The sequence below is a fragment of the Steroidobacter denitrificans genome (assembly GCF_001579945.1).
GTDB lineage: Bacteria > Pseudomonadota > Gammaproteobacteria > Steroidobacterales > Steroidobacteraceae > Steroidobacter > Steroidobacter denitrificans.
The window spans coordinates 2453421-2479185 of record NZ_CP011971.1 but is presented as its reverse complement, the minus strand read 5'-3'; the positions used below and the strand labels follow the sequence as shown (position 1 = coordinate 2479185).

The window sequence follows — 25765 nt, the reverse complement described above, 5'->3', positions numbered from 1 at the left end:
CGTCATTACGGTGATTGTGATCGAGTTCTCATGACCAGTGAAATCCGCGTTCCCGACATCGGTGATTTCAAGGATGTCGAAGTCATCGATGTGCTGGTAGAGCCGGGAGATCAGGTTGCTGCGGAAACCCCGCTGATCACGCTGGAAACCGAGAAGGCCGCGATGGACGTGCCCTCGCCGGTAGCCGGCATCGTGCAATCGATCCAGCTGAAAAAAGGCGACCGGGTGTCGAAGGACAGCCTGATTCTGATCCTGGAGGCGTCGCCGCCGGCGCTGGCCGCATCTTCGACCGCTGCCGTGCCTGACGCCGGTACGCAGCATGCGCTTGCAAGGGGCGCGGGGGTATCAGATGCGGGGCATCACGCGACGAGCCATGATTATGATCTGGTGGTGCTGGGCGCGGGACCGGGCGGCTACACGGCTGCATTCCGTGCCGCGGATCTAGGCATGAAGGTGGCGCTCATCGAGCGCTGGCCGGTGCTGGGCGGTGTATGTCTGAACGTCGGCTGTATCCCGTCCAAGGCGTTGCTGCATGCGGCGAAGATGATCGAGGAGGCGCGGGAGATCGAGCGTGCCGGTATCACTTTCGGCAAGCCGAAGATCGATGCATCCAAGTTGCGGGACTGGAAGAACGGGATCATCGCGCGTCTGACCGGCGGCCTGGCGGGGCTGGCGAAGCAGCGCAAGGTGCAGGTGATCCGCGGCAGCGGGCGATTCGTGTCGGCGCATGAGATCGAAGTTGCCGAGGATCATCTCCCCACGGGCGCGACACCGCCGCAGGAAGCCAGGTCCGCGGACGGCGTGTGCCGCGTGAGCTTCGGCCAATGCATCATCGCGGCGGGCTCGGAGCCGATCCGCCTGCCCGGGTTGCCGGATGATCCTCGTATCATCGATTCCAGCGGCGCGCTGGAGTTGGATCTGCCCAAGCGTCTGTTGGTCGTGGGCGGCGGCATCATCGGCCTGGAAATGGCGACGGTCTATGAGGCGTTGGGCGTGAATGTCAGCGTCGTGGAACTGACGGACGGGCTGATACCCGGCTGCGATCGCGACCTGGTGCGGCCTCTACAGAAACGCCTGGAGAAACGCTACGAACGCATCTTGTTGAAGACCAAGCTCGCCAAGATCGAGGCGTTGAAGCGAGGTCTGCGAGTCACGTTCGCAGGCGAGTCGGCGCCGCAGCCCGAGATCTACGACAAGGTACTGATCGCCGTGGGGCGTAGTCCGAACGGCCGCAACATCGGCGCCGAGGTCGCAGGCGTGCATGTGGACGAGCGCGGCTACATCCCGGTCGATCTGCAGATGCGCACCAACGTGCCGCATATCTTCGCGATCGGGGATATCGTCGGTCCACCGATGCTGGCTCACAAGGCGTCCCATGAAGCAAAGATCGCCGCCGAAGTGGCCCACGGCGAAAAGCGCGCCTTCGATGCGCGCGTGATTCCATCGGTGGCCTACACGGATCCCGAGATCGCCTGGGTGGGTCTGACCGAAACGGATGCCAGGGCGAAGGGCGTTCCGTATGAAAAGGCCAGCTTTCCCTGGGCCGCCAGCGGCCGTTCCTTGTCGCTGGGGCGCGAGGAGGGCAGCACCAAGCTGCTGTTCGATCCGGTGACGCGCCGGGTCATCGGCGGCGGCATCGTGGGGCCTCATGCCGGAGATTTGATTTCCGAGGTGGCGTTGGCCATCGAGATGGGCAGCGATGCCCACGATCTTGGCCTGACGATTCATCCCCACCCGACCTTGTCCGAGACGATCATGTTCGCGGCGGAAGCCTTCGAGGGCGTGTTGACGGATCTCTATATCCCAGGAAAGAAATAGGTTGAGTTTTACGTCAAACGCTCGAATGTAATATTCGCGGCGTTGGAAAATACAGGGAAGCATAGTGGTGAGCGACTTGCCGATGAGCATGAAGGTGATCGATGCGCCGCAACCGGGTGGACCGGAAGCGCTGGAGTTTCTCGATCGCCCGGTACCCGCCCCGGAGCCGACGGAGGTGCTCATCAGGGTGGCGGCTGCGGGCCTGAACCGCGCCGATCTTTTGCAGCGGCGCGGGCGCTATCCGCCACCGCCGGGCGCGCCGGCGAATCCCGGCCTGGAAGCGGCGGGCAGGATCGTGGCGGTGGGTGATGCAGTTACGGAATTCACCGCTGGCGATGCGGTATGTGCGCTGCTGCAAGGCGGCGGCTATGCGCAGTACTGCACCGTGGATGCCGGCCAGGTGCTGCCCGTCCCAGGTTCGCTCGGCATGATCGAGGCGGCCAGTCTTCCGGAAGCCTACTTTACCGTCTGGAGCAATGTGTTCATGTTCGGCCGGCTGCGCCAGGGGGAGAGCCTGCTGATTCATGGCGGCGCCAGCGGCATCGGGGTGACGGCGCTCCAGCTGGCGGCATCGATGGGGCATACGACCTATGTTACGGCGGGCACGGATGCACGCTGCCGATACTGCGAACAACTGGGTGCGACACGCGCGATCAACTACAAAAGCGAGGATTTCGTCGCCGAGATCGCCGCTCTGACTGCGAATCGCGGCGTCGATGTGGTGTTGGACATGATCGGCGGCAGTTATTTGTCGCGCAATGTACAGGTGTTGGCGGATGAAGGCCGCCTGGTGATGATTGCCACCCAGGGGGGTATCAAGGGCGAGGTCGATGTGCTGCGCGTCATGCAGCGGCGCTTGACGATTACCGGTTCAACCCTGCGGCCGCGTCCGGCGGCGTTCAAGCGGGAGATCAAGGCGCAGCTGCTGCAGCATGTCTGGCCGAGGCTTGCCGACGGCAGGCTGCGGCCCGTGGTGGACAAGGTTTTTCCCCTGGAGCAGGCCGCGCAGGCGCATGCCTACATGGAAAGTGGCCAGCATATCGGCAAGATCGTCTTGAGTGTCGATTGATTCGTCAATTGATCTTGTAAGGATAGATACGAGGATCATCGACCTGCTGTAAGGGTCGTCGATTTTTGGTCAGCCGGCGGGAGTAACGATCTGCTGCCGGGAGCATCGACGCGCTGCCGGTCGACGCGCTGCCGGAAGTTTCATCCCGCCGCCGGAAGCGGTTTCGGGTTCGATGCCGCTATGGCGATTTCTTGTGTGGCCTTGACTTCCTCCATGACGAAATAGGTATGGGTGCGGCTCACACCGGGCAGTGAGGAAACACGCTCGCCGAGAAAACGGCGATAGGCGGACATGTCCGTCACACGCAGCTTCAGCAGATAGTCAAACCCGCCGGCAACCATGTGGCATTCCTGGACTTCCTGCATGTCGGCTATGGTTCTGCCGAAGGCGGCGAACGCCTCGGGATTGGTCTTGTCCAGGGATACTTCGACGAAAGCCAGCAGCCCCAGACCGAGTTTCCGCGGGTCGAGCTGGGCGACGTAGCGCTGAATGTAGCCGCTGTCTTCCAGCCGCCGCACCCGTTCGAAACATGGCGTAGCACTCAGGTGGATGTGCCGCGCCAGGTCCACGTTGGCGATCCGTCCGTCACGTTGCAGGATTTGCAGAATTTTGCGATCGATGAGATCCAGCCGCGGTTCCCGCTTCATTGGAATGATTCCCTTTCTCGAGTGTATTTATAGGATAAATGACTACTCAAGATTATTAAATGGAGAACTATTCTCTGTGACTGGTGGCATCTTAACGATGCATTTCGATCCAGGCATCTCGACCCAGGTACTTCGATATGGATACGCCTCCTCCTCGAACTCCGCCGCCGCCGTCATCACCCGTGCGCCCCGTCTCTTCTGTCCCTGCGGCACTGCATCCTGCGGTGCCGCCGCCGTCCGAACACCCACGTCCCGGAAATCTGGCTGCCTTGCGGGCCGCGTTTCGGTCGGCGTTGTATACGGAGGAGACGCAGGCCGTGAACGCATTGCTTGCGGCCGTGCAGTTGTCGCAGGCCGACCGTACGCGGATGGTGGCGCAGGCGAGCCGCTTCGTGAGCCGGACACGTGCGCGCAAAGGAGAGCGTGGCGTGCTGGAAGTCTTTCTGCAGGAGTACGGCTTGTCGAGCGATGAGGGTATCGCGTTGCTGTGCCTGGCGGAGGCGTTGCTGCGTGTCCCTGATGCCCAGACGGCCGATAATCTGATCGCCGAGAAGTTGCGCTCGGGCGCATGGTCGGCACATCGCTCGCAATCGGATTCGACCGTCGTCAACGCGGCGACTCGTGCACTGATGCTGTCGAGCGGCATCGTGGCGCTGGATACGCGCCTATCGGGTCAGGACAACGGTCTGCTGCGCTCGCTGGTCAATCGACTGGGCGAGCCGGTCGTGCGCGCCGCGACACGCCAGGCCATGAAGATCATGGGCAACGAGTTCGTACTGGGACGAACGATCGAGGAAGCCCTGGACAAGGCGCAGCAGACGCACTGCGTGGCGTCGTTCGACATGTTGGGTGAGGGCGCGCGCACGGCGGCGGATGCGCAGCGCTACTTCGAGTCCTACAGCCGTTCCATCGACGTGACGGCAGCGGCGGCCCGCGGTGATGTCTATGCCGCACACGGCGTATCCGTGAAGTTGTCGGCGCTGCATCCTCGCTACGACTACGCCAATCAAACACGTGTACTGCGGGAGATGCTGCCGCGGCTGCGCCGGCTGGCGCTGCAGGCGTGCGCCGGCGGCATCTCCATGACGATCGATGCCGAGGAGGCTGCGCGCCTGGATCTATCGCTGGAATTCATCGAAGCGCTGGCGCGGGATCGCGAGTTGGCGCACTGGCAGGGGCTCGGGCTGGCAGTGCAATGCTATTCCAAGCGCGCGCCGGCCTTGCTGGACTGGCTGATCGCGCTGGGGCGCGATACCGGCCGGCGCTTCATGCTGCGCCTGGTGAAGGGCGCCTATTGGGATACCGAGATCAAGCGTGCCCAGGAACTGGGCGTGGCGGGTTATCCGGTCTTTACTCGCAAGATGTCGACCGATCTATGCTACCTGGCGTGCGCCCGCAAGGCGCTGGCACATCCGGAGGTGTTCTATCCGCAGTTCGCCACCCACAACGCGCACACCATCGCCGGCGTGCTGCAGATGGCGGGCGAACGCCGCGACTTCGAGTTCCAGCGCCTGCATGGCATGGGTGAGCTGCTGTACTCGGCGGTTCGCGATCAGGTGCCGGATCTACCGCAGGTGCGTGTCTATGCGCCGGTCGGCGCTCACCGGGATTTGTTGGCCTACCTGGTCCGCCGCCTGCTCGAGAACGGCGCGAACAGTTCCTTCGTCAATCGCTTCATGGACGAACGCACTGCGATCGAGCGGCTGGTCGAGGATCCGGTCGCCCGGATTCTTTCGCTGCCCTCACTCCCGAATCCGAAGATCCCGCTGCCTTGCGCGCTTTATGAGGGAGCGTCTGCAGAAGCGCCCTGCGGCCAGGATATCAATGCGGAAAATCCATTCCTGTCCGATAACTTGTCAACAAGGCGCAATTCGACAGGTTTGGATCTGAACGATCCGCAGGAAACGGCTGCGCTGCTGGCGAAGCTGGGTGCGCTGAAGAATCGGCAGTGGGCGGCGGGACCGATCGTTTCGGGTGCGGTCACCGGGCGAGGCCGCCTGGCCATCACCAATCCAGCCGATCATACCGATATCGTCGGCCATGTATGGGATGCGACATCCGCCGATTTGGACCGGGCACTGGATGCCGCGGTGAGCAACTATGCCGCCTGGGATGCCCAGGGGGCGGAGGCACGTGCCGCGGTGCTGGAGCGTGCCGCCGATGCGCTGGAGGCCGGCCGCGAGCGATTCTTGTCGCTGCTGGTGCGCGAGGCGGGCAAGACCGTGGACGATGCGCTGGCCGAGTGCCGCGAGGCGGTGGATTTCTGTCGTTACTATGCGCAGCAGGCGCGCTGCCGGTTCGGTGCGGCGCATCTACTGCCGGGGCCGACGGGGGAGCAGAACCTGTACAGTCTGCATGGGCGCGGCGCCTTTGTTTGCATCAGTCCCTGGAATTTCCCGCTGGCCATCTTTCTGGGCCAGGTGACGGCCGCCCTGGCTGCGGGTAATGCGGTGCTGGCCAAACCCGCAGAGCAGACGCCGCTGATCGCCGCCGAGGCGATCGAGCTGCTGCATCGCGCCGGTGTGCCGTACGACGTCTTGCATCTGCTGCCGGGCACGGGCGAGATGGTCGGCGCGGCGCTGGTGGCGGATGAGCGCATCGCGGGAGCGGCTCTGACAGGGTCGACGGCGACGGCCAAGCTGATCGCGAAGACGCTGGCGGCGCGGCGCGGTGCGATCATTCCCCTGATCGCGGAGACCGGCGGCCAGAATGCCATGTTCGTGGATTCCACGGCGCTGCCGGAACAGGTCGTCGACGATGTCGTGCGCTCGGCCTTCCACTCCGCCGGTCAGCGCTGCTCGGCCTTGCGCGTGCTGTATCTGCAGGACGAGGTCGCCGACGGCATCATCGAGATGCTCACGGGCGCCATGGATGAACTGAGCGTCGGCGATCCGGGGCTGCTGTCGACCGATGTCGGACCGGTCATCGACGAGCCGGCACGCAAGGCTCTGCTGGCGCATGTCGAGGCGTTGCAGGCGGAGGGGCGGCTGCTGCATGTCTCGCGCCTGGGCGAAGCCTGCGCGCGCGGTACGTTCGTCGCTCCGCATTTGTTCGAGATCGACTCCATCCGCCGGCTCGAGCAGGAGCACTTCGGTCCGCTGCTGCACGTGGTGCGCTTTCGCCTGCGCGATCTGGAGAAGCATCTGGCGCAGCTGCGCGCCACCGGCTTTGGCCTGACGCTGGGCGTGCACACCCGGATCGAAGCCATGTCGCGCCGGATATTCGATGCGTCCATGGCGGGGAATGTCTATGTCAACCGCAATATGATCGGGGCGGTCGTCGGTGTGCAGCCTTTCGGCGGGCACGGCCTGTCGGGCACCGGGCCCAAGGCGGGCGGGCCGCTGTATCTACCGCGCTTCGCCGCCGAGCGGGTCTTATCGGTCAATACCGCGGCGACGGGCGGCAATATCACCTTGCTGCGCCTGGGGGATGACTGAGCAACTCTTTTCCCGGCCGTGCTGGATGGGGCGAACGGCTCCAGGCGTGTTTGCCCCGACCCCGACGTGGAACATGGTCGGCACGCTTGCGCGTGCGGACGGCCGGAAGGATCTAGTGCCGCTTGCCGGCAGCGGTACAGCGTCTTGCCCCATCGTCCCTGAGCGGACGTTGCTGGAATCGGCCGCGGCAACTCAGGTACTCTTCGAACCTCTCGCCGCTTGCCCATGGGATTGCCGGGGCTCGGTGTCATTCCCCAGACATCGTTCCAGGTTTCGCGCCGGTCCATGCTCGACTTTTTCCGGTTCTACAATACGCGCCTCGCGATCCTGTTGCTGGCAGGTACTCTGGAAGCGCAGGGTGCGGGAATCGGTGTGGATATCCAAGGGCTGCCCGCTGAACTCGATGCGGCGGCCCGCGCCGGTCTGGAACTCACCCAGTACATTGGACGCGACCCCTCACCGGCCCAGATACACCGGCTTTTCATTCGTGGCGAGGAACAGATCCGCAAGGCGCTGGAGCCGTACGGCTACTATCAGGCGCAGGTCAGGAGTGAATTGAAGGCTGCGGACGGGGGGCTCTTCAGGGCGCTCTTCGTGGTCGATGCAGGCGCTCCGGTGAAGGTCGTGCAGCGGGATATCCGGATGAGCGCAGACTCCTCGGCGCCGGACGGCGCGAACCAAGGCCGGACGGGTGCCGGCTTCCCCGCGGCGCAGCTGCCCTCCGTACAGGCCGCCATCCAGGCGTTCGAGCCCGGTATCGGCGAGATACTGGACCATGGTCTGTACGAGGCCAGCAAGGCTCGGATCGACGCCGCCCTGCGCGAGTCGGGATTCCTGGATGTTCAGTTGATCACACATCGTGTCGGCGTGTCCCGTCGCGATGCCACGGCGGACATCGACCTGGAATGGGCAACGGGCGAGCGCTATCGGTTCTCGGAGGTGCGCTTCTCGCCCGCACAGTTCCGCGAGGGTTTCCTGGAGCGCTACATTCCCTGGGAGGAAGGCGATTTCTATTCGGCCGATCAGTTGCTCGTGTTCCAGCAGCGCCTGGTCGATGCGGACTATTTTTCCAGTGTCGGCGTCCAGCCCGTGATCGAGGCGGCGGCGGATGGCCGGGTGCCGGTCGATGTACTGGTGATCCCCGCCAAGCGCACCTTGTACACCGCCGGTGTCTACATGAGTACCGACACCGGGCCGGGCGTGCGCTTCGGCATCGACCGGCGCTGGGTCAACCGCAAGGGTCACAAGTTCAAGGCCGACATGGAGTATTCACAGCGCGTCCAGGGGATCGGCACCCAGTACACGATCCCGCGGCCAGGGCCGGACAACCGCAGCTACAACTTCGGTGCGGCATATCGCGACGAAGAGACGGATTCGAGCCGCTCGCGCATGCTGCGGCTGGCGGCGAACGACTCGCGCGACTGGCGCGGCTTCGTGCGCACCCTTGGACTGCAGTATCTGGCGGGCGATTTCGAGATCGCCGATGAACGACACAACTCCAGCCTGTTGTTTGCCGAGGGCGTATTGAGCCGCAAGCGGGCGGACGATTTCTTTTTTGCGACCCGGGGCTATTCGCTGACCTTCGCGGCGCGCGGCGCGCTCGAGACTTTGCTGGCCGATACCAGCTTCGCGCAGATCAGCATGGACGCCAAATGGATACGCCGCGCGGGCGACAAGGGCCGTGTCATCGTTCACGGCGGCGCGGGCGCGATGCTGGTTGATGATTTCGGGGCGCTGCCGCCCGAGCTGCGCTTTTTCACTGGGGGCGATCGTTCGGTGCGCGGCTTCGACTTCAAGGAGATCGGTGAGATGAATGCCGCGGGTGGGGTGATCGGCGGCAAATTCCTGGCCTACGCCGGTGCCGAGTATGAGCATTACTTTGTGCCGAACTGGGGTGCCGCGGTCTTTGCCGATGCAGGCGACGCCTTCGATACGGATTTCGATTTGAATCTCGGCGTCGGTGTGGGCTTGCGCTGGAAATCGCCGATCGGCATCGTGCGCCTGGACGTCGCCAAGCCGGTGGTGACTGAACTCGGCGACGGCTTTCGCATCCACGTGATCGTGGGGCCGGATCTGTGAGCGGCATGAACGAATCGTATGCCGAGAGCACCTCGGGCAAGGCACCCGGCGGCATGCGCGGCGCCGATGTCGCCACGGCTGGAATGGCACGCGGTCCGGTGCGTGCGCTGCTGCGCTGGATGGGGCTGGGTGCGGCGGTGATCATGGCCGCCGTGCTATGCGGTCTGTTATGGCTGGTGAATACCCAGCAGGGTGCGCGCTGGGCGGCGGAGCTTGCCGGCGGTCTGCTGCAGGAGCGCCTGTCGATTCAGGCACCGGCCGGCACGCTGGCCGGACCCTTGACGCTGGAGGGGCTGCGCTATATGGATCCGCTCAGCGGTCTGACGGTCGAGATCGAGCAACTGCAGGTCGATCTGCGCTGGCTGGCACTGTTGCGCGGTGTGGTGCGGATCGGGGATGCGCGGTTGCGCGGCGTGCGAGTGGTGCTCGGCGCATCGTCGCCGTCTTCCGCCGAAGCCGAATCGACGCCTTTTTCCCTGCAACCCCCGATCGACATCAGCATGGATCGCTTGCGGCTGGAGGATGCGGTGGTGTCGTCCCCGTCGGCATCATCGCCCGCGCCATTGCTCGAGCTCATCCACGCCGAGCTGGCGGGTGAATGGACGAAAGCGGCTATCGTGCTGCGACAGCTGGATGTCCTGGCGGCCCAGGGCGAGCTGCATTTCAGCGGACGGCTGGCGCAGCGCGATGTCTACGAGGGTGAGGCGCAGGGCCGGTTCCACTGGCAGGCCGGGCAGCAGCACCTGACGGGCGATCTGCGGGCGGTGACGCAGCAGGAGCGCGCGGACCTGGTGTTGCAGCTCAGTGCGCCGCTGCCGGCGCGGCTCGATGCCTCGCTGCGCCAAGCAGGCGACTGGCCCTGGCGATTCGTGCTGGATGTACCGGCATTCGATCCCCGAAAGACGGTCTTGCCGGAGTCCGGCATGCGGCGTCTGGCGGCTTCCCTGCGTGGCGAAGGCAACTCGGCTGCGGGCGAAGTGCGCGGCAGGATCGATCTGGACGGTGTCCCCGTGCGGATCGAGCCGCTGCGTTTCACACGCGATGAAGACGAGATCACCCTGGATCCCTTGAAGATTTTCCTAGGCGGGAGTTCCGGAGGCGAAGATTCCGAAGCCGGGGACTCTGGAACCGAGGATGCCGAAGCCGAGGGGCCTGGAACCGGGGATGCCGGGGCCGAGGATACCGAGGGTTCGCCCGCGGCTGGAACCCTGGTGGTGCGCGGCGTGCTGTCATCCGCGCCGGCGCTCCGGGTGAGCGCCGAGGTGGATTGGCAGGATCTGCAGATTCCCGCGCGCTGGGCCGGGCAGCAGCTGCACAGCCGGGGACGGCTGCAGGTGCGTGGCAATATGGATGCCTATACGGCGCTGGGACAGTTGCAGATCGGCCCGCCCCGCGCTCCGGTCGATATCGCGCTCGATGTGACGGGCAGCAATGCTGCGATCGAGGTCAAGGAGCTCGCGCTGCGACAATCCGCCGGTGAACTCACGGCCCTGGGGCGGGTGGCACTGAAGCCGGTGATCGGCTGGCACCTCGCCGCGGCGGCGAAAACCTTCGATCCCGGTGCGCTGGCGGCCGACTGGCCGGGGCGGGTGAGTTTCCAGCTCGATACCGAAGGGCGCATGGGTGAACGGGGCGCAGACGGTACTCTGGTGCTGCGCAACCTGCGCGGACGTTTGCGCGACCGCCCGGTCGAAGGGCGCGCCGACATGGATTTCAGCGGTCTGGGCGCTGCCGGGCAGCCGACTCTCAGGGGCCGTGTGGCGCTGCGTTCCGGCGACAGCCGTATCGATCTGCATGCCGCGCCCGCGGGAGGAGCGGGTACCCTGGAGGCCAGTGCGCAGCTGGATGTGTGCAGCCTCGATGACTGGATGCCGGGCGCCCGGGGTCGCCTGCGTGCCCGCGCCGAGGTGCGTGGCACCTGGCCGGCACTGGATCTGGAGGTGGCGGCGCAAAGCCAGGCGCTGCAACTGGCGCAGCTGCGCAGCGACGCGCTCGATCTGCAGCTCCAGGTCCGGAATGTCTCGAAGCCTTCCGGTCAGGTGCGCCTCGATCTGTCCGGCGTCGGCGCGGCGGGATTCGAGTTCGGCAGCCTGCAGTTGCGGGTGGATGGCGACCAGGAGATGCATCGGCTGACCTTGACGGCCTTGGGCGAGCGTCTGAACACCGATCTGGAAATGAGGGGTACACAGTCCGAGGCCGGCTGGTCCGGCTCGATCGAACGATTGCAGCTGACGGTTCCCGAAGTGGCGCGCCTGTCGCTGGAGGCGCCGGCGGCGCTCGAGATCGACGCACAGGGCGCCATGGAGCTGCGGCAGACCTGCCTGTCCGGCGATGAAATGCGGTTTTGCGCGGCACTGACCCGGCAGGCGGATGGCGTTCTGCAGGCGAGCTATGCCCTGGAAGGATTGCGGCTGGCGCTCGCCAATGCGCTGGTGCCGGCGCTGCCGGTGGCTGTGAGCGGCACGATCGAAGGCCGCGGCGAGTTGCGGCGCACGGCGCAGGGCGAACTGTTCGGGCAGGCCGGCATCGAACTGCCCGGCGGCAGGATCACCCCGGCCCAAACGCCGCCGGACGCACCGGCCGGGGAGACGCTGCTGGAATATGCGCAACTGCGGCTCCAGGCCGAACTGACCGGTGCCGAGGCGCGGGCGACGCTCTCCGGACGCCTGGGGGAGGTTGCGCAGGACCGTCCATCGGAGGACGGGAGACTTGAGGGCCGTGTTTGGCTGCGGGGATTGGAACAGCCGACATCGGAACTCGATGGCGAGTTGTTCGTGTCGATTCCCAGCCTGTCGCCGCTGGCGGCATTCATCCCCCAGCTTGCGGAGGTCGCGGGACGCGTCGATTTGCGTGCCAGCGTCGCGGGGACGCTGGAAGCGCCGCGGCTGAGCGGCGAACTACAGGCCAGCGAGCTGGCGGCTCAGATTCCCGAGCTGGGGCTGAAGCTCACCGATGGCAGGGTATCCGCCACTCCGGATACGGAGGGCGTGATCAGCCTCGACGGGGAGATCCATTCAGGAACGGGCACCTTGGCATTCACCGGGCGCCTGACGCCCGAGGGGCGGATCCAGGCGAACGTGAAGGGCCGGGATTTCCTGGCCGCCGACATTCCCGCGGCACATGTCATCGTGGCGCCGGAGCTGGCCTTCGAGCGTGACGAGCAGCGCATGCGCCTGAGCGGTGAAGTGAGTATTCCCCGCGCCGATGTGGATCTGAGCAAGCTTCCTGCAGGGGGTGCCGGCGGCCGGCGGGCCTCACCGGATGTGGTGGTGCTCGATGATGAAGATGCCGTACAGGAGGCACAGGCGGTGCCGCTGCAGGCCGACATCACGATCATCCTGGGCGATGCGGTGAAACTCGCCGGATTCGGTCTCGATGCCAGGGTAGGCGGCCGGCTGAACATTCAGGAGCGTCCCGACTCGCCGACGGTCGGCACCGGCAATATCAAGGTCGAGGGAGCCTACAAGGCCTACGGACAGGATTTGAGCATTCAGCGCGGACAGCTGTTGTTCGCCAGCACACCGCTCGATGATCCCGGACTCAATATCGTTGCCGTGCGCAAGGTGGAGCAGGTCACCGCCGGCTTGAAGGTGGAAGGCACCGCCCGCAGTCCCCAGCTGTCCGTGTTTTCCGACCCTGTCATGACCCAGTCCGAGGCGCTGGCCTATCTGGTCACGGGGCGGCCGTTGGAGCGGATCGGCAGTAGCGAGGGGGATGCCGACGCCTTGCATAGCGCCGCACGCTCGATCGGTACGGCGGGTGGAGGCCTGCTGGCCAAAAGCATTGGCGGCCGGCTGGGCCTCGATGAGGTCGGCATCGAAAGTAACGACATGGTGGGTGGAGCCACCTTCACGGTGGGCCAGTATCTGTCGCCCAGGCTGTACCTGAGCTATGGCGTGGGTCTGTTCGATCCCGGCGAAGTCATCACCTTGCGTTACCGGCTCACCGAGGCACTATCGGTACAGACGGCTCGGGGTTCGAGCGAAACTCGCGCCGGGATCGAGTATCGGCTCGAGAAATGAGCGCTGAAATGTGCGAATGTCGCGTCCGTGGTTGTATTCGACCGGGAGAGTGTGATATTTCTTATTCCACCATGATCGCGTCCAGCCGCTATTATTTTTTTACGTATTGGGCCTTCCCCTCAAGGGCGGAGCCGGGGCTGCACTCGATCTGAAGATCCAGTAACAAGCAAGCATTCCCAGGAAAACCGCCTCCGCTGGCGGTTTTTTTTGGCCCCGGCGAAGGTAGACAAGGCAAACAACCGGAGCCATTGTGACAATTCGCACCGACGATCTTCGAATCAGCGACATCAGGGAGCTCAGCACCCCTGAAACATTGATGCGTGAACATGCCTGTGTCGAGGACGCCTCGGCCACGGTGGACCGGGGGCGGCGCGCGCTGCAGGATATCCTGCATGCACGCGATGACCGCCTCGCGGTCGTCATCGGCCCCTGCTCGATCCATGATGTCGCCGCCGCGCGCGACTACGCCGGCCGCCTCAAGGAACAGCGTGATCGATTGGGAGATACGCTCGAGATCATCATGAGGGTGTATTTCGAGAAGCCGCGCACCACCGTCGGCTGGAAGGGGCTGATCAATGATCCGGATCTGGACGGCAGTTTCAATATCAACAAGGGACTGAGCCTGGCGCGCGGGCTGCTGGTGGATATCAACCGGATGGGGCTTCCGGCCGGCTGCGAGTTTCTGGACATGATCACGCCGCAGTACATCGCCGATCTGGTCAGCTGGGGCGCGATCGGAGCGCGCACCACGGAAAGTCAGGTGCATCGCGAGTTGGTCTCCGGCCTGTCCTGTCCCGTGGGCTTCAAGAACGGCACGGACGGCAACGTCAAGATCGCGATCGATGCCGTTCAGGCGGCCTCGCATGCCCATCATTTCCTGGCCGTTACCAAGCAGGGGCGCAGCGCCATCGCCAGTACGGCGGGCAATACGGACTGTCATGTGATCCTGCGCGGCGGCAAGGCGCCGAACTATGATCCGCAGAGCGTGCAGAGCGTGTGTACCTCGCTCGTGGGAGCGGGTTTGCCGCCTCGGATCATGATCGACGTCAGCCATGGCAACAGCCGCAAACAGCCCGAGAATCAGCCCGCCGTCATCGACGAGGTGGCGCGCCAGGTCGAGGCCGGTGAACAGCGCATCGCCGGAGTCATGGTGGAAAGTCATCTGGTCGCCGGTCGCCAGGATCTGTGTCCCGGGCAGCCGTTGCGCTATGGCCAGAGCATCACGGACGGCTGCATCGACTGGGACAGCTCCGTCCAGGTGCTCGAACGGCTGGCTCTGGCGGTGCAGCGTCGTCGTCGCGGAAGTCCGCGTCGCGCCGGAGAGGCAGCCTGAGGCGACAAGCCGCGGGAGAGCGGAAATCAGCGCGCCGGATTCAGGTGCTGTGTGGCCGTGAGGGCCGCCATGTTGACGATGCGCCGTACCGTCGCCTGGGGTGTGAGAATGTTCACCGGTGCGGCGCAGCCCAGCAGGATGGGGCCGATCGCCACGTTGTTGCCGGCGGCGGTCTTGAGCAGATTGTAGGCGATATTGGCGGCGGCGAGATCGGGCAGGATCAGCAGGTTGGCCGCGCCGCTCAGTGTGGTCTCGGGCAGCGCGGTCTTGCGCACGGTCTCGTCCAGTGCCGAGTCGCCGTGCATTTCTCCGTCGATCTCCAGTTCAGGGGCGCGTTGGCGCACCAGTTCGAGCACCTTGCGCATCTTGAGCGCGGAAGGTGCGTCGCTGGTGCCGAAGTTGGAATGCGACAGCAGTGCGATCTTCGGCTCGATGCCGAAGCGGCGCACGCCGGTCGCGGCCATGAGGGTGATTTCCGCGAGCTGCTCGGCGGTGGGATCCAGGTTGACATGGGTATCCGCCAGAAACAGCTGGCGTCCCGGTAGAATGAGCGCACTCATCGCGCCGTAGGCACTCGCGCCGGGATGGCGGCCGATGATCCGGTCGATGTATCGTAAATGCCGTGTAGTGGCGCTGATGGTGCCGCAGATCATGCCGTCGCCCTCGCCCTTCTTCAGCAGCATGGCGCCGATCAAGGTGGTGCGGCGGCGCAGTTCGAGGCGGGCATAGCGCCCGGTGACGCCGCGGCGGGCCATCAGGCGCCGATAGTCTTCCCAGTATTCCCGATAGCGCGGATCGTATTCCGGATCGACCAGGGTGAAATGCTCCTCGCGGCGCAGGCGCAAACCCAGGTCCTGGATACGTTTGTCGATCACATGGCGCCGGCCGACCAGCACGGGACGGGCGAGCTTTTCATCCACCAGGATCTGCACGGCATGCAGGACACGGCCTTCCTCGCCTTCGGCGAAGATGATGCGGGTGCGCTCCTGGCTTGCGGTGCGCCGGGCGGCGGTGAACACCGGCTGCATGAACGTACCGCTGTGAAAAACGAATTGCAGCAGTTTTTGTTCGTAGGCTTCGAAATCCGCGATCGGGCGGGTGGCCACGCCGCTGTCCATCGCAGCGCGGGCGACCGCGGTGGCGATCTTGAGGATCAGACGCGGATCGAAGGGCTTGGGAATCAGGTATTGCGGTCCGAACGACAGGCCGGCCAGGTCGTAGGCGCTGGCGGCGATATCGCTTTGTTCTTGGTGGGCCAGTGACGCAATGGCATGAACCGCGGCGATTTCCATGGAGCGCGTGACGGTCGTGGCGCCGACATCGAGTGCACCGCGAAAGATGTAGGGAAAGCACAGGACATTGTTGACCTGGTTCGGATAGTCCGTGCGGCCGGTGGCCATCACGGCATCATCGCGCACGGCGGCGACCTCCTCGGGCAGGATCTCCGGCGTGGGGTTGGCCAGCGCGAAAATCAGCGGCTTCGGCGCCATCGCCGCCGCCATCGACGGTTTGAGCACGCCGCCGGCGGAAAGGCCCAGGAAAATATCGGCATCGGGGATGACCTGCGCCAACTGTCGCAAGTCGGTTGGCTGCGCGAAGCGCTCCTTCTGCGGATCCATCAATTCGGTACGGCCTCGATAGACGACGCCGGCCAGATCCGTGAGCCAGATGTTCTCGATCGGCAGACCGAGGTCGACCAGCAGGTCGACACAGGCCAGCGCGGCAGCACCCGCCCCGCTCACGACCAACTTCACCGTGCGGATGTCCTTGTCGACGACCCGCAGCCCATTGAGTACCGCGGCGCCGACGATGATCGCCGTGCCGTGCTGGTCGTCGTGGAACACCGGAATCTTCATGCGCTCGCGCAGCTTGCGCTCGACCATGAAGCACTCGGGCGCCTTGATATCCTCCAGGTTGATGCCGCCGAAGGTGGGTTCCAGTGCGGCGATCACTTCCACAAGATGATCCGGATCGCGCACGTCGAGTTCGATATCGAACACGTCGATACCTGCGAATTTCTTGAACAGTACCGCCTTGCCTTCCATGACCGGCTTGGCGGCCAGTGGACCGATCGCCCCCAGGCCCAGGACCGCAGTGCCATTCGTGACGACCGCGACCAGGTTGCCGCGTGCCGTGTAGCGATACGCGGCGAGGGGATCGGCGGCGATCGCTTCACAGGCGGCGGCAACTCCGGGGGAGTAGGCAAGCGCCAGATCGCGTTGGTTGGAGAGCTGCTTGGTGGGTGTGACGGACAGCTTCCCGGGGATCGGATGCTCGTGATAGTCGAGTGCGGCTTGCCGCAGATTGCTGGGATTGTCGGCGGACAAGGAGCTGTCTTGGCTCATCGGGCGTTCGATCTGGTGATGCACAAGGGAGCTGCAATGTACTGGATTCCGGCCAGCATCGCGATGCATTGGGGGTGGTCGTGTCTGGATGTCGATTTATTTAGGGTTGCCATGTACCGCCCATGGTTTCGCCCGCCGTGCATCAAGAGGAATGCATGGCGGGCGAAACCATGGGCGGTATGGGCGGTCGCCGCTCGATGGTGTCGAGACGGTTAGCGATGCAGGAAGGTGCTGATCCCGTTCATGGTCATTTGTACACTGATCATGACCAGCACCATGCCCATCAGGCGTTCCATTGCGATCAGTGCTCGCCGGCCCATGACCCGATACAGGAATGGCGCGGCAACCAGGATGATTGCCGTCAAGGCCCAGGCGATCGTGACCGCCAGCAGCAATTGCAGACTCGCACCCGGATCGGACCGCTGCAGCAGCATCAGCGCCGCCAGGGTCGAAGGACCGGCAATCAGGGGAATGGCGAGCGGTACCACGAACGGCTCGCCATCGGGCGTATCTTGGTACAGGCTACCGGGTGCAGGGAAGATCATACGCAGCGCGATCAGGAACAAGACGATGCCCCCGGCAATGCTGATCGTTTCCTGATCGAGCTGTAGTATCTGCAGAACATACTTGCCCAGGAACAGGAAGATCAGCAGTACGACATAGGCGATCAGCACTTCACGCCACAGGATCGCGCGCCGGCGCTGCGGTGTGACTCCCTTCAGGATCGACAGGAAGACCGGGACGTTTCCCAGTGGATCCATGATCATGAACAGCGTAACGATTACCGACGTCAGGTCGCTCATGAGCGGGCATTGTACGGTATGTTTAAATTGACGGCTGTCGTCCTGGAGGGATGCTGTATCCGGCGTCGCGGCTCGTGACTGCCGCCATACTCGAATTTCAAACGTGTCGAGACTGAGTGATGAATGCTTCTGAACATAGCTACGACCTGCTGGTGATCGGTGCGGGCTCCGGCGGCGTGCGCGCCGCGCGTGTCGCCGCCGCGCATGGTGCGAAAGTTGCGATCGCGGAGGAGCACCGCATCGGCGGCACCTGCGTCATCCGTGGCTGTGTGCCCAAGAAGCTGCTGGTCTATGGCGCGCATTTTGCCGAGGATCTGGAGGATGCACGGCGCTTCGGCTGGGAACTGCAGGGTATGAAGTTCGACTGGCCGATATTGCGCGACAATGTGCTGGCGGAAGTGGATCGCCTGAGCGGCCTGTATACCCAGACGCTGGAGAGTCATCAGGTCGAGATCCTGTCGGGACGGGCGGTGGTGACCGGAGCGCATGGCGTCAGGATCGGTGATCGGGAAGTACAGGCCGGTATCATCCTGGTGGCAAGCGGCGCACGTCCGCATATACCCGACTTTCCAGGATACGAATACGGCATCACCTCGAACGAGGTGTTTCATCTGGAGCGTCTGCCTGCCCGCATCGTGATTACCGGCGGCGGCTATATCGCCAACGAATTCGCCGGTGTCTTCAACGAGTTCGGCGTGCGCGTCACCTTGATCAATCGCTCCGACCAGATCCTGCGCGCCTACGATCAGCAGTTGCGCGAGCGGTTGTTGCAGATCTCCATGGCGAAGGGCATCCAGTTCTTGTTCAACGCGGCGATCGAACGAGTCGACAAGCGTGCGGACGGCGTTCTGGAAATATGTATGCGCGATGGTTCGGTCCTGGAGGCGGATGCGCTGATGTTCGCGACCGGGCGTCTGCCGAACACCGAGGGACTGGGTCTGCAGGAAGCCGGTGTGGATCTCGATGAGCAGGGTGCCGTGCAGGTCGACCTGGACAACCGTTCCAGCTGCCCGTCGATCTATGCCGTCGGTGACGTTACGAACCGGGTGCAGCTCACGCCCGTTGCGATACGCGAAGGCCAGGCCTTTGCCGATACCGTTTTCGGCCGCACGCCCGTCCGCGTCGACTATCGCTGCATTCCTGCTGCCGTGTTCAGTCATCCTCCGCTGGCGGGCGTGGGCCTGACCGAGTCGCAGGCGCGCAATACCTTGGGATCCGTCAAGGTCTACACGTCGAATTTTCGGCCTATGAAAAATACCCTGGCCGGACGCAACGAGCGGGCGCTCTACAAGATGATCGTCGATGCGGCGACCGACCGGATCGTGGGCGCCCACATGATCGGCCCCGAAGCCCCGGAGATACTGCAGATGGTCGCCGTCGCGGTGAAAGCCGGCATGACCAAGGCGCAATTCGACGATTGTGTGGCCATTCACCCGACCATGGCCGAGGAGCTGGTCTTGATGAAGTGAGGTGTCACCGAGGAAGGATCGTCGTCGCCTGGGCGGCAACATACTCGTTATCAATGAGGATGCCGAGGGTGCTCTCGATGCTGGAGCGCACGGTGTGGGCGAGGCGGCGTGGACGAGGTATGGGTGCAGCGAGAATTATTTTATGCGGCTGTGACCGACGGGGCGCTGCGCGCCAATACCTGCTCGATGGTGGCTGCGAGCGCCAGCAGTTGCGCGTCCTCGCCTTGGCGGCCGATCAGCATCAGGCCCACGGGCGCGTCCCCGGGCGCATGGATGGGCAGTGAAACGCCGCAGCCATCCAGGAAGTTTGCCAGCGCGGGATTGCGCAGTATCAGCATATTGAGCCTGACATAGTCCGCATCGAGCGCGACGGCCGATAGCGGCGGTGCGATGACCGGTACCGTGGGCATGATCAGCGCATGCCATTCCCGGGTTGCGGCATGGAAGGATTCGATGAGCCGGCGGCGCGCCTGGCGCATTTGCCGGATATCCTCGGCGCTGGGCTCCTGTCCCTTGAGAATGCGCGCGATCACGCGTGGATCATAGCGCTCGGCGTACCGATCCAGAAACTGTCGATGCCAGGCGTAGGCTTCGGCGGCGGCCAAGCCTCCCTTGAAGTTGATATCGGGAATCACCTCGAACTCATACACCGGCGCGCGCTGGATCAGGGCGCCGCTACGCGCAAGCGCGTCGACGGCTCGTTCAAAGGTGCATGCGACGGTATCGTCCATATCGTCGAGTACGAATGTCGTCGGCAGCAACAAACGCTGGTCTTTCATGGCGACCATCGGCGGCGTTTCATGGAGTTGCATGGGAGCGTCACGCAGGATCGCATCCAGTGTCGCACAGCAGGCTACGCTGTTGGCTAAAGGCCCCACCGAATCCAGGGTGGGCGAGAGAGGAATCGTGCCGTTGCGCGGTACGCGATCGGCCGTGGGTTTGAAGCCCACGATGCCGGTGAGTGCGGCGGGGATGCGGCAGGAACCGCCGGTATCGGTGCCCAGGCTGGCGACAGCCATGCCGTCGGTGACCGCGACCGCGCCGCCGGAGGTCGAGCCGCCGGGAATGCGGCCCGTCGCGCGGTCGAACGGATTGAGCGGCGTGCCATAGTGCGGATTCAGACCGAGCCCGGAATAGGCGAACTCCGTCATGTTCGTGCGGCCGATGAAAATGAATCCCGCCCGGCGCAAGCGGGCGACGGCGGGAGCATCCTCGCGTGCGGCCGGTGCGTTCTCCAGGATGCGCGACCCGGCGCGTGTGACTTCACCTTCGACGTCGAACAGGTCCTTGATGCCGATCGGGATGCCGGCCCAGGGGGGCAGGGATTGTCCGGCGGCACGCAGACGATCGATTTCGTCGGCACGTGCACGTGCGGTGTCGGCACCGACATGGATGAAGACGCGGGCACCTTCTCCCGCCGGATCCTGGATCCGCTCCAGCGCCTCCTCGACCAGACTGCGTGCGTTGGTGGCGCCCGAATCGAGTCGTCGGGCAAGTTCTGCAAGTGTCGGCATGCTGTCAGTCTGCCAGAATGAGAGCGACGAAGTCAGTCGATCATCCGTGAAGCTGGATTGCCGGAGTCCTGGCGAAGCGGGCCGAGCGGTGATTCTGCGCTTGGGCAGATTTTTAATCCGGCGTGCCGGCTTCGATCTTCTGGAAATCCCTGCCCGCCAGCATGGGCGGGACGACGTTTTTGCGAATCACGAAGTCGCCGAAGCGTTCCTGTGGCTGACGTTCCGCGGCATAGGCATCGAACAGCGGGATCAGCGCCGCCAGGATCTGGGGTTCGTCGATATTTTCACGGTACAGGGCGTTCATGCGATCGCCGTTGGCGCTGGCGCCAAGATACAAGTTGTACTTGCCCGGTGCCTTGCCTACGAGTGCGATCTCCGCGAGGTAGGGACGTGCGCAACCGTTCGGACAGCCGGTCATACGTATGGAAATCGGTTCCTGAGCCAGCCCCGCATTGCGCAATGCCTCGTCGAGCCGGTCGATCAGCGACGGCAGATAGCGTTCGCTCTCGGCCATCGCCAGGCCGCAGGTCGGGAAGGCGACGCAAGCCATCGAATGACGGCGCAGTCCCGTGTGGTTGACGTCGTTCTCGATGTTATGGCGACGTAATATTTCCTCCAGGCGCTCGCGATCGGCCGTGTCGATTCCCGTGATCGTTACGTTCTGGTTGGTGCTGAGTGCGAAAAAACCGGGGAAGGATGCGGCGATTTCCCGTAAGCCGCTCATCAATGTACGCCCGGGCGTATCGGCCACCCGGCCATTCTCGATGAACAGGGTGTAATGCCAGCGTCCATCCTCGCCCTGCTGCCAGCCGTAGTGATCGCCCGAGGTGTCGAGATGAAAATCGCGTGCGGCCTGCAGCGGCTTGCCTGCCCGACGCGCCAATTCCTCCCTGAACCAGTCGATGCCACGATCCTCGATCGTGTATTTGAAACGAGCATGGTAGCGATCGTGGCGATCGCCGTAGTCGCGCTGGATGCACATGGTGTGTTCGACGACTTCGATGACGTCGGCGGCCTCACAGAAGCCGGCGACATCGCCCAGACGAGGATAGGTCGCGACTTGCCGGTGGGTCATGCCCATGCCGCCGCCGACCAGCACGTTGTAGCCGACGATGTGACCGTTTTCGACGATGGCGATCAGGCCCAGGTCATGGGCGTATACGTCGATGTCGTTATGCGGCGGAACGGCGATCGCGATCTTGAACTTGCGTGGCAGATAGGTGTGGCCATACAGCGGCTCTTCACTGGTCGCGGTACTGGCCGCAGCCGAGCTACCGGCCGGCGGGCTTGCTGGATGCTCGCCGGCGCCGGACTGCTGCAGGAGGATTTCGCGATAGGCGCCGGTGCGCGGCAGCAGATGCGCACCGATGCGCTGCGCCGTTTCCGTGGCTTCCCGGCGGGCGCTCGACAGTAATGGATTGGCAGTGGCGATGACGTTGCGGTTGACGTCGCCGCAGGCGGCGATGGTATCGAGTCCCGACGCGTAGATGCCTTGCACATGACGTCTAAGCTTGTCTTTGAACACGCCATGGAACTGGAAGGTCTGGCGAGTCGTCAGGCGCAGCGTGCCATTGGCGTTCTCGCGCGCAAGCGCATCCAGCGCCAGCCATTGTTCGGTCGTACATACTCCGCCGGGCAGTCGTACCCGCACCATGAATTGGTAGAGTGGTTCGAGCCGGGCGCGACGGCGTTCCTCGCGTAACTCGCGGTCATCCTGCTGGTAGATGCCGAAGAATTTCGTGAGCTGCGTATCGTTGTCGCCAATGGCGCCGGTGATGGCATCTTCGAGACTCTGCTCCAAGGTACCGCGCAAATACCGGCTGTCGAATTTCAGCTGTTCGTTGGGATGCAGTTCGGACAGTGGGCGTGATAGATCGAAACGGCGTGGCAGGTCCACCTAGTAGACATCCTTCTGGTAACGGCGCTGGCGTTGCAAGTCGAGCACCTGTTCGACAGCCTGGTCGCTGGACAGTGCCCCATGATGTTCGATGATCTGGTGCAGGACGCGGTCCACGTCCGGAGCCATGGACTGTGCGTCACCGCACACGTACAGGTGCGCTCCTTCCTGCAGCCAGGCGAACAATTCCTTGCCCTGCTCCAGCATACGATGCTGAACATACTGCTTGCGCTCATTGTCGCGTGAGAATGCAACGTCGATACGGTTCAATAGACCGTTCTTGCGCCATTGCAGCCACTCGGTCTGATACAGGAAGTCGTAATGGAAGTTGCGATCGCCGAAGAACAGCCAGTTCGCACCTTGAGCGCCGAGCGCTTCACGCTCGGCGAGAAAGGCACGGAACGGTGCGACACCGGTACCGGGGCCGATCATGATGATCGGCGTGTCGTGGCTGGCCGGCAGCCGGAAAGCCGGATTGCGCTGTAGATAAATCGGGGCGTGCGCATCCTCATCCTCGAGTGCGCCAAGCCAGCCCGAGACGACGCCCTGACGCTGCCGCCCAAGTGAATGATATTTCACGATGCTGACCGTGAGGTGCGCCTCGTCCGGCGTTGCCTGCAGACTGGAGGCCAGGGAATACAGGCGCGGGGCAAGCGGCGGCAGCAACTGGACGAACGCGGAGGCATCCAGACCCTGGGGCGGATGTTCCTTGATCAGGTCGATCAGATGCCGGCCGTGCAGGTAGCGCTGCAGTATTTCCGGCTGCTGTGCGGCAAGCAGGCGGGTCAGTGCCGGCGCGGATACGGCCTTGGCATAGCGATCGAGGAACGTGCGGCTGAGCAGACCGATCTCGAAATGTTCCAGCAACGCCTGGCGCAGGCTGGTTTCCGTGCCGCCAACCGTGACAGGCTGCTCTGCTGCGAACTCCAGCGCCGCCAGAACCGCATCCACCTCACGCGCCTGGTTGCGGGGCACGATACCCAGTGCATCGCCAGGTTCGTAATGAAGATTCGAGCCCTCGATCGATAGTTCGATATGGCGGACGTCTTTGCTGGAATTCCCGGCCGTCAGACGCTGATTCAGCAATACCGGCGCCAGGAACGGATTTTTGCGCGTGTAGGCGTTGGCGATCGGGCTTGCAGCGCGTTCCGTGCCGGCCGAGCCGGCGAAGAAAGCCGTAGCCTGTGGAGCGGCGCTTGGATGGGCCGCTGCCAGGGCGTCGGCGACGGCATCGACCCAGCGCTGTGCAGGTGCCTGGAAGTCCACATCACACTCGACCCGATCATGCAGGCGTTTGGCACCCAGAGATTGCATGCGGTCATCGAATTGCCGGCCGGTTTCGCAAAAACGCTCATAGCTGGAGTCGCCGAGCGCCAGAACGGAATAATTCACATGATCCAGCCGTGGTGCCTTGCGTCCATGCAATAGTTCATGCAGCGGCACGGCACGCTCCGGCGGGTCGCCCTCGCCATGGGTGCTCACGATGACCAGGACATTGCTCGCTTCCTGGAGATGATTCTTACGGCAGTCGAGCATGTCCAGAATCCGGAAGCTCAGGCCGCGGCGCGTCAGGGTCTCGCCGAGCTGTTGCGCCACCGATTCCGAATTGCCGCTGTGCGAGCCGTACAGGATGGTTGCGAGCGGGGGACCGGCGGGTGCGCTCCCAGGAGCCGTTGCCAGTTCGGCCGGAGCCTGGGCCAGGCTGCCGGCCAGATAGCCGCTCAGCCACAGTCGCTGCGATCCGTCGAGCCGCGCGATCAGCTGACGCAGGTCTGCGGCCAGTGCCGGGTCGAACGGTGCGGCCGCCCATGCCGGCGACTGTGCCGGCGCCGCAGGCAGAGCATGGAGGGGCGAGACAGTGTCTATGACGGCCGACATGAGTCTGGATGAGTCACTCAAGTGAGGGTTGATTACTGGAATATCGCCGATACTGGCCGGCAATCGATCCGCCGGGTATGGGGCCGGGTAGAGCCCGGCGGCGTTCCCGCGCTGAAATCCGGTGCTTTATCGCCGCTCTGCAAGCTCATGGTCGTTCTCCTGGGAGAATACTCGCCGCAGGCGCGGCTTCGAAGGCAGGAACGATAGCATTCCGCAACATGATTAAAAAAAGAGCATCTGGCTTTATGGGTATGCCTTCTGGCTATCAGCGGTCGCTCGCGGATGGCCGGTACGAAGGGGAAGCTCGCCCACGGCTGGTGTGAAGGGCGCTCGTCCATGGCCAATAGGAAGGGCGTTCGTCCGCGGCCAATACGAAGGGAGCTTGCGTAGGGCCGATGCGGAGCGCCCACCCACCCACGGCGGCGTGGAGAGACGGCGGTGTGGAGACATTGACGCTTGCAACATCCAGGTCCTAGTCTTCAATGATCGGGCGCCGCCAGGCAGCCCGCGGACGGGCCGCGTTGAACACGAAAGACGCTATCGGAAGATGCTTCCTGGTGGAATGCTGAAGAGATGATTCCTTGGTTCGATCCAGCCGCGCGCTACGCGCGGCCCGACTTCGGGGCCGTGCATTCGGAACCGGGCGCATCCGGTCTGGATCCGTTCGCATCCAGTAGTCCGGCGAACTTCGATTTGGATCCATGAACTGGCTGGCGCACGTCTTCCTGTCACCGCCGGCGGAGATCGATTTCCAACTCGGCAATTTGCTCGCGGACCTGGTGCGCGGTGACGAGCGCCGCGGCATGAGCGCACAATTCCTGCGTGGCGTCCAGTGCCACAAGGCGATCGACCGCTATACCGATGCGCATCCGGTCGTGCTTCGCAGCCGGGCACGCATCGGCGGCGAATACCGGCGCTTCAGTGGTGTACTGGTCGACATATTCTATGATCATTTATTGGCCACCCGCTGGGGCGCATATGCGGCGGTTCCCTTGAATCGCTTCACCGCCGACTTTTACACAGCCGTTCAGCGCCGCGGCATGCCGCTGCCGGAACAGGCGCAGCTGACCTTGGGACATATCCTGCACAATGACCTGTTGGGATCCTACCAGCACCTTACCGGCGTGGAACGCGCCCTGGCGCGGCTGAGCGCGTATTTGTCACGGCGCTGGGGCCGCGAATTCGCGCTGGCGCGCAGTATTGCGATCCTGCGTGCGCAGGAACAGGGTTTCATCGCGGATTTCATCGAGTTTTTTCCGCAGCTTCAGGAATATGTCGCACGGGAGGAAAGCGGCGAGGGCTGACTCCGGTGAAGTCCGGTCCGAGCGCCCGGACACCGCCGCGTCCGAACGCCGGACGGTACCCACCGCGTCCGAACGCCGGGCGGTACCCACTGTATCCGGAATACCTGCCTGGGAAATACTGTCGGAATAGTCGATCGATGAGGACAGCCG

General features: G+C 63.9%; 14 protein-coding genes. 8 read left to right on the top strand and 6 right to left on the bottom strand.

The annotated features are described in order from the left end of the window. Positions 1-30 precede the first annotated feature (30 nt). Positions 31-1818, top strand: a complete 1788-nt coding sequence (gene lpdA / locus ACG33_RS11190; protein ID WP_066921231.1) for a dihydrolipoyl dehydrogenase — start codon at positions 31-33, stop codon at positions 1816-1818. A gap of 88 nt (positions 1819-1906) precedes the next feature. Beyond that, positions 1907-2887 (top strand): NAD(P)H-quinone oxidoreductase, encoded by a 981-nt coding sequence (locus tag ACG33_RS11185; RefSeq protein WP_066923284.1) that lies wholly within the window; start codon positions 1907-1909, stop codon positions 2885-2887. 140 nt (positions 2888-3027) lie between these two features. On the opposite strand, the gene ACG33_RS11180 is transcribed toward ACG33_RS11185, so the two are convergent. Continuing rightward, a complete protein-coding gene (locus ACG33_RS11180) occupies positions 3028-3534 on the bottom strand; it encodes an Lrp/AsnC ligand binding domain-containing protein (RefSeq protein ID WP_066921229.1) in 507 nt (168 codons plus the stop codon). Between the two features lie 137 nt (positions 3535-3671). Here ACG33_RS11180 and putA point away from each other — a divergent pair, with 137 nt between their 5' ends. The 4 genes from putA to ACG33_RS11160 all read left to right on the top strand — a co-directional run bounded on the left by putA (position 3672) and on the right by ACG33_RS11160 (position 14405). Then, positions 3672-6971 (top strand): bifunctional proline dehydrogenase/L-glutamate gamma-semialdehyde dehydrogenase PutA, encoded by a 3300-nt coding sequence (gene putA / locus ACG33_RS11175; RefSeq protein ID WP_083536806.1) that lies wholly within the window; start codon positions 3672-3674, stop codon positions 6969-6971. Between the two features lie 285 nt (positions 6972-7256). Beyond that, positions 7257-9050 (top strand): autotransporter assembly complex protein TamA, encoded by a 1794-nt coding sequence (locus tag ACG33_RS11170; protein ID WP_066921227.1) that lies wholly within the window; start codon positions 7257-7259, stop codon positions 9048-9050. Positions 9051-9055: 5 nt separating this feature from the next. Further along, positions 9056-13072 carry a translocation/assembly module TamB domain-containing protein gene (locus tag ACG33_RS11165; RefSeq protein ID WP_066921225.1) on the top strand — a complete coding sequence of 1339 codons (4017 nt, stop codon included), beginning with the start codon at positions 9056-9058 and terminating at the stop codon, positions 13070-13072. A 250-nt stretch (positions 13073-13322) separates the two neighbouring features. Then, positions 13323-14405 (top strand): 3-deoxy-7-phosphoheptulonate synthase, encoded by a 1083-nt coding sequence (locus ACG33_RS11160; RefSeq protein ID WP_066921222.1) that lies wholly within the window; start codon positions 13323-13325, stop codon positions 14403-14405. Between the two features lie 26 nt (positions 14406-14431). Here the strand turns inward: ACG33_RS11160 and ACG33_RS11155 are convergent, their stop codons facing one another. Both ACG33_RS11155 and ACG33_RS11150 read right to left on the bottom strand, forming a co-directional pair. Beyond that, positions 14432-16750, bottom strand: coding sequence for an NADP-dependent malic enzyme (locus tag ACG33_RS11155; protein ID WP_066923278.1), 2319 nt, complete (start codon positions 16748-16750; stop codon positions 14432-14434). Positions 16751-16962: 212 nt separating this feature from the next. After that, a complete protein-coding gene (locus ACG33_RS11150) occupies positions 16963-17553 on the bottom strand; it encodes a YhgN family NAAT transporter (RefSeq protein WP_066921220.1) in 591 nt (196 codons plus the stop codon). 119 nt (positions 17554-17672) lie between these two features. On the opposite strand from ACG33_RS11150, the gene gorA reads away from it, so the two are divergent. Beyond that, positions 17673-19022 (top strand): glutathione-disulfide reductase, encoded by a 1350-nt coding sequence (gorA, locus tag ACG33_RS11145; protein ID WP_066921217.1) that lies wholly within the window; start codon positions 17673-17675, stop codon positions 19020-19022. A gap of 140 nt (positions 19023-19162) precedes the next feature. On the opposite strand, the gene ACG33_RS11140 is transcribed toward gorA, so the two are convergent. The 3 genes from ACG33_RS11140 to ACG33_RS11130 form a co-directional block, all read right to left on the bottom strand. After that, complete coding sequence (locus ACG33_RS11140; RefSeq protein WP_066921215.1) at positions 19163-20536, bottom strand: amidase; 1374 nt, start codon at positions 20534-20536, stop codon at positions 19163-19165. A gap of 112 nt (positions 20537-20648) precedes the next feature. Beyond that, entirely contained in the window at positions 20649-22427 is a 1779-nt protein-coding gene (locus tag ACG33_RS11135) for an NADPH-dependent assimilatory sulfite reductase hemoprotein subunit (protein WP_066923275.1), read from the bottom strand. 6 nt (positions 22428-22433) lie between these two features. After that, positions 22434-24311 (bottom strand): assimilatory sulfite reductase (NADPH) flavoprotein subunit, encoded by a 1878-nt coding sequence (locus tag ACG33_RS11130; RefSeq protein ID WP_066921213.1) that lies wholly within the window; start codon positions 24309-24311, stop codon positions 22434-22436. A gap of 701 nt (positions 24312-25012) precedes the next feature. Between ACG33_RS11130 and ACG33_RS11125 the strand changes: the two genes are divergently transcribed. Then, a complete protein-coding gene (locus tag ACG33_RS11125; RefSeq protein WP_066921211.1) occupies positions 25013-25615 on the top strand; it encodes an acyl carrier protein phosphodiesterase in 603 nt (200 codons plus the stop codon). Positions 25616-25765: the final 150 nt, after the last annotated feature.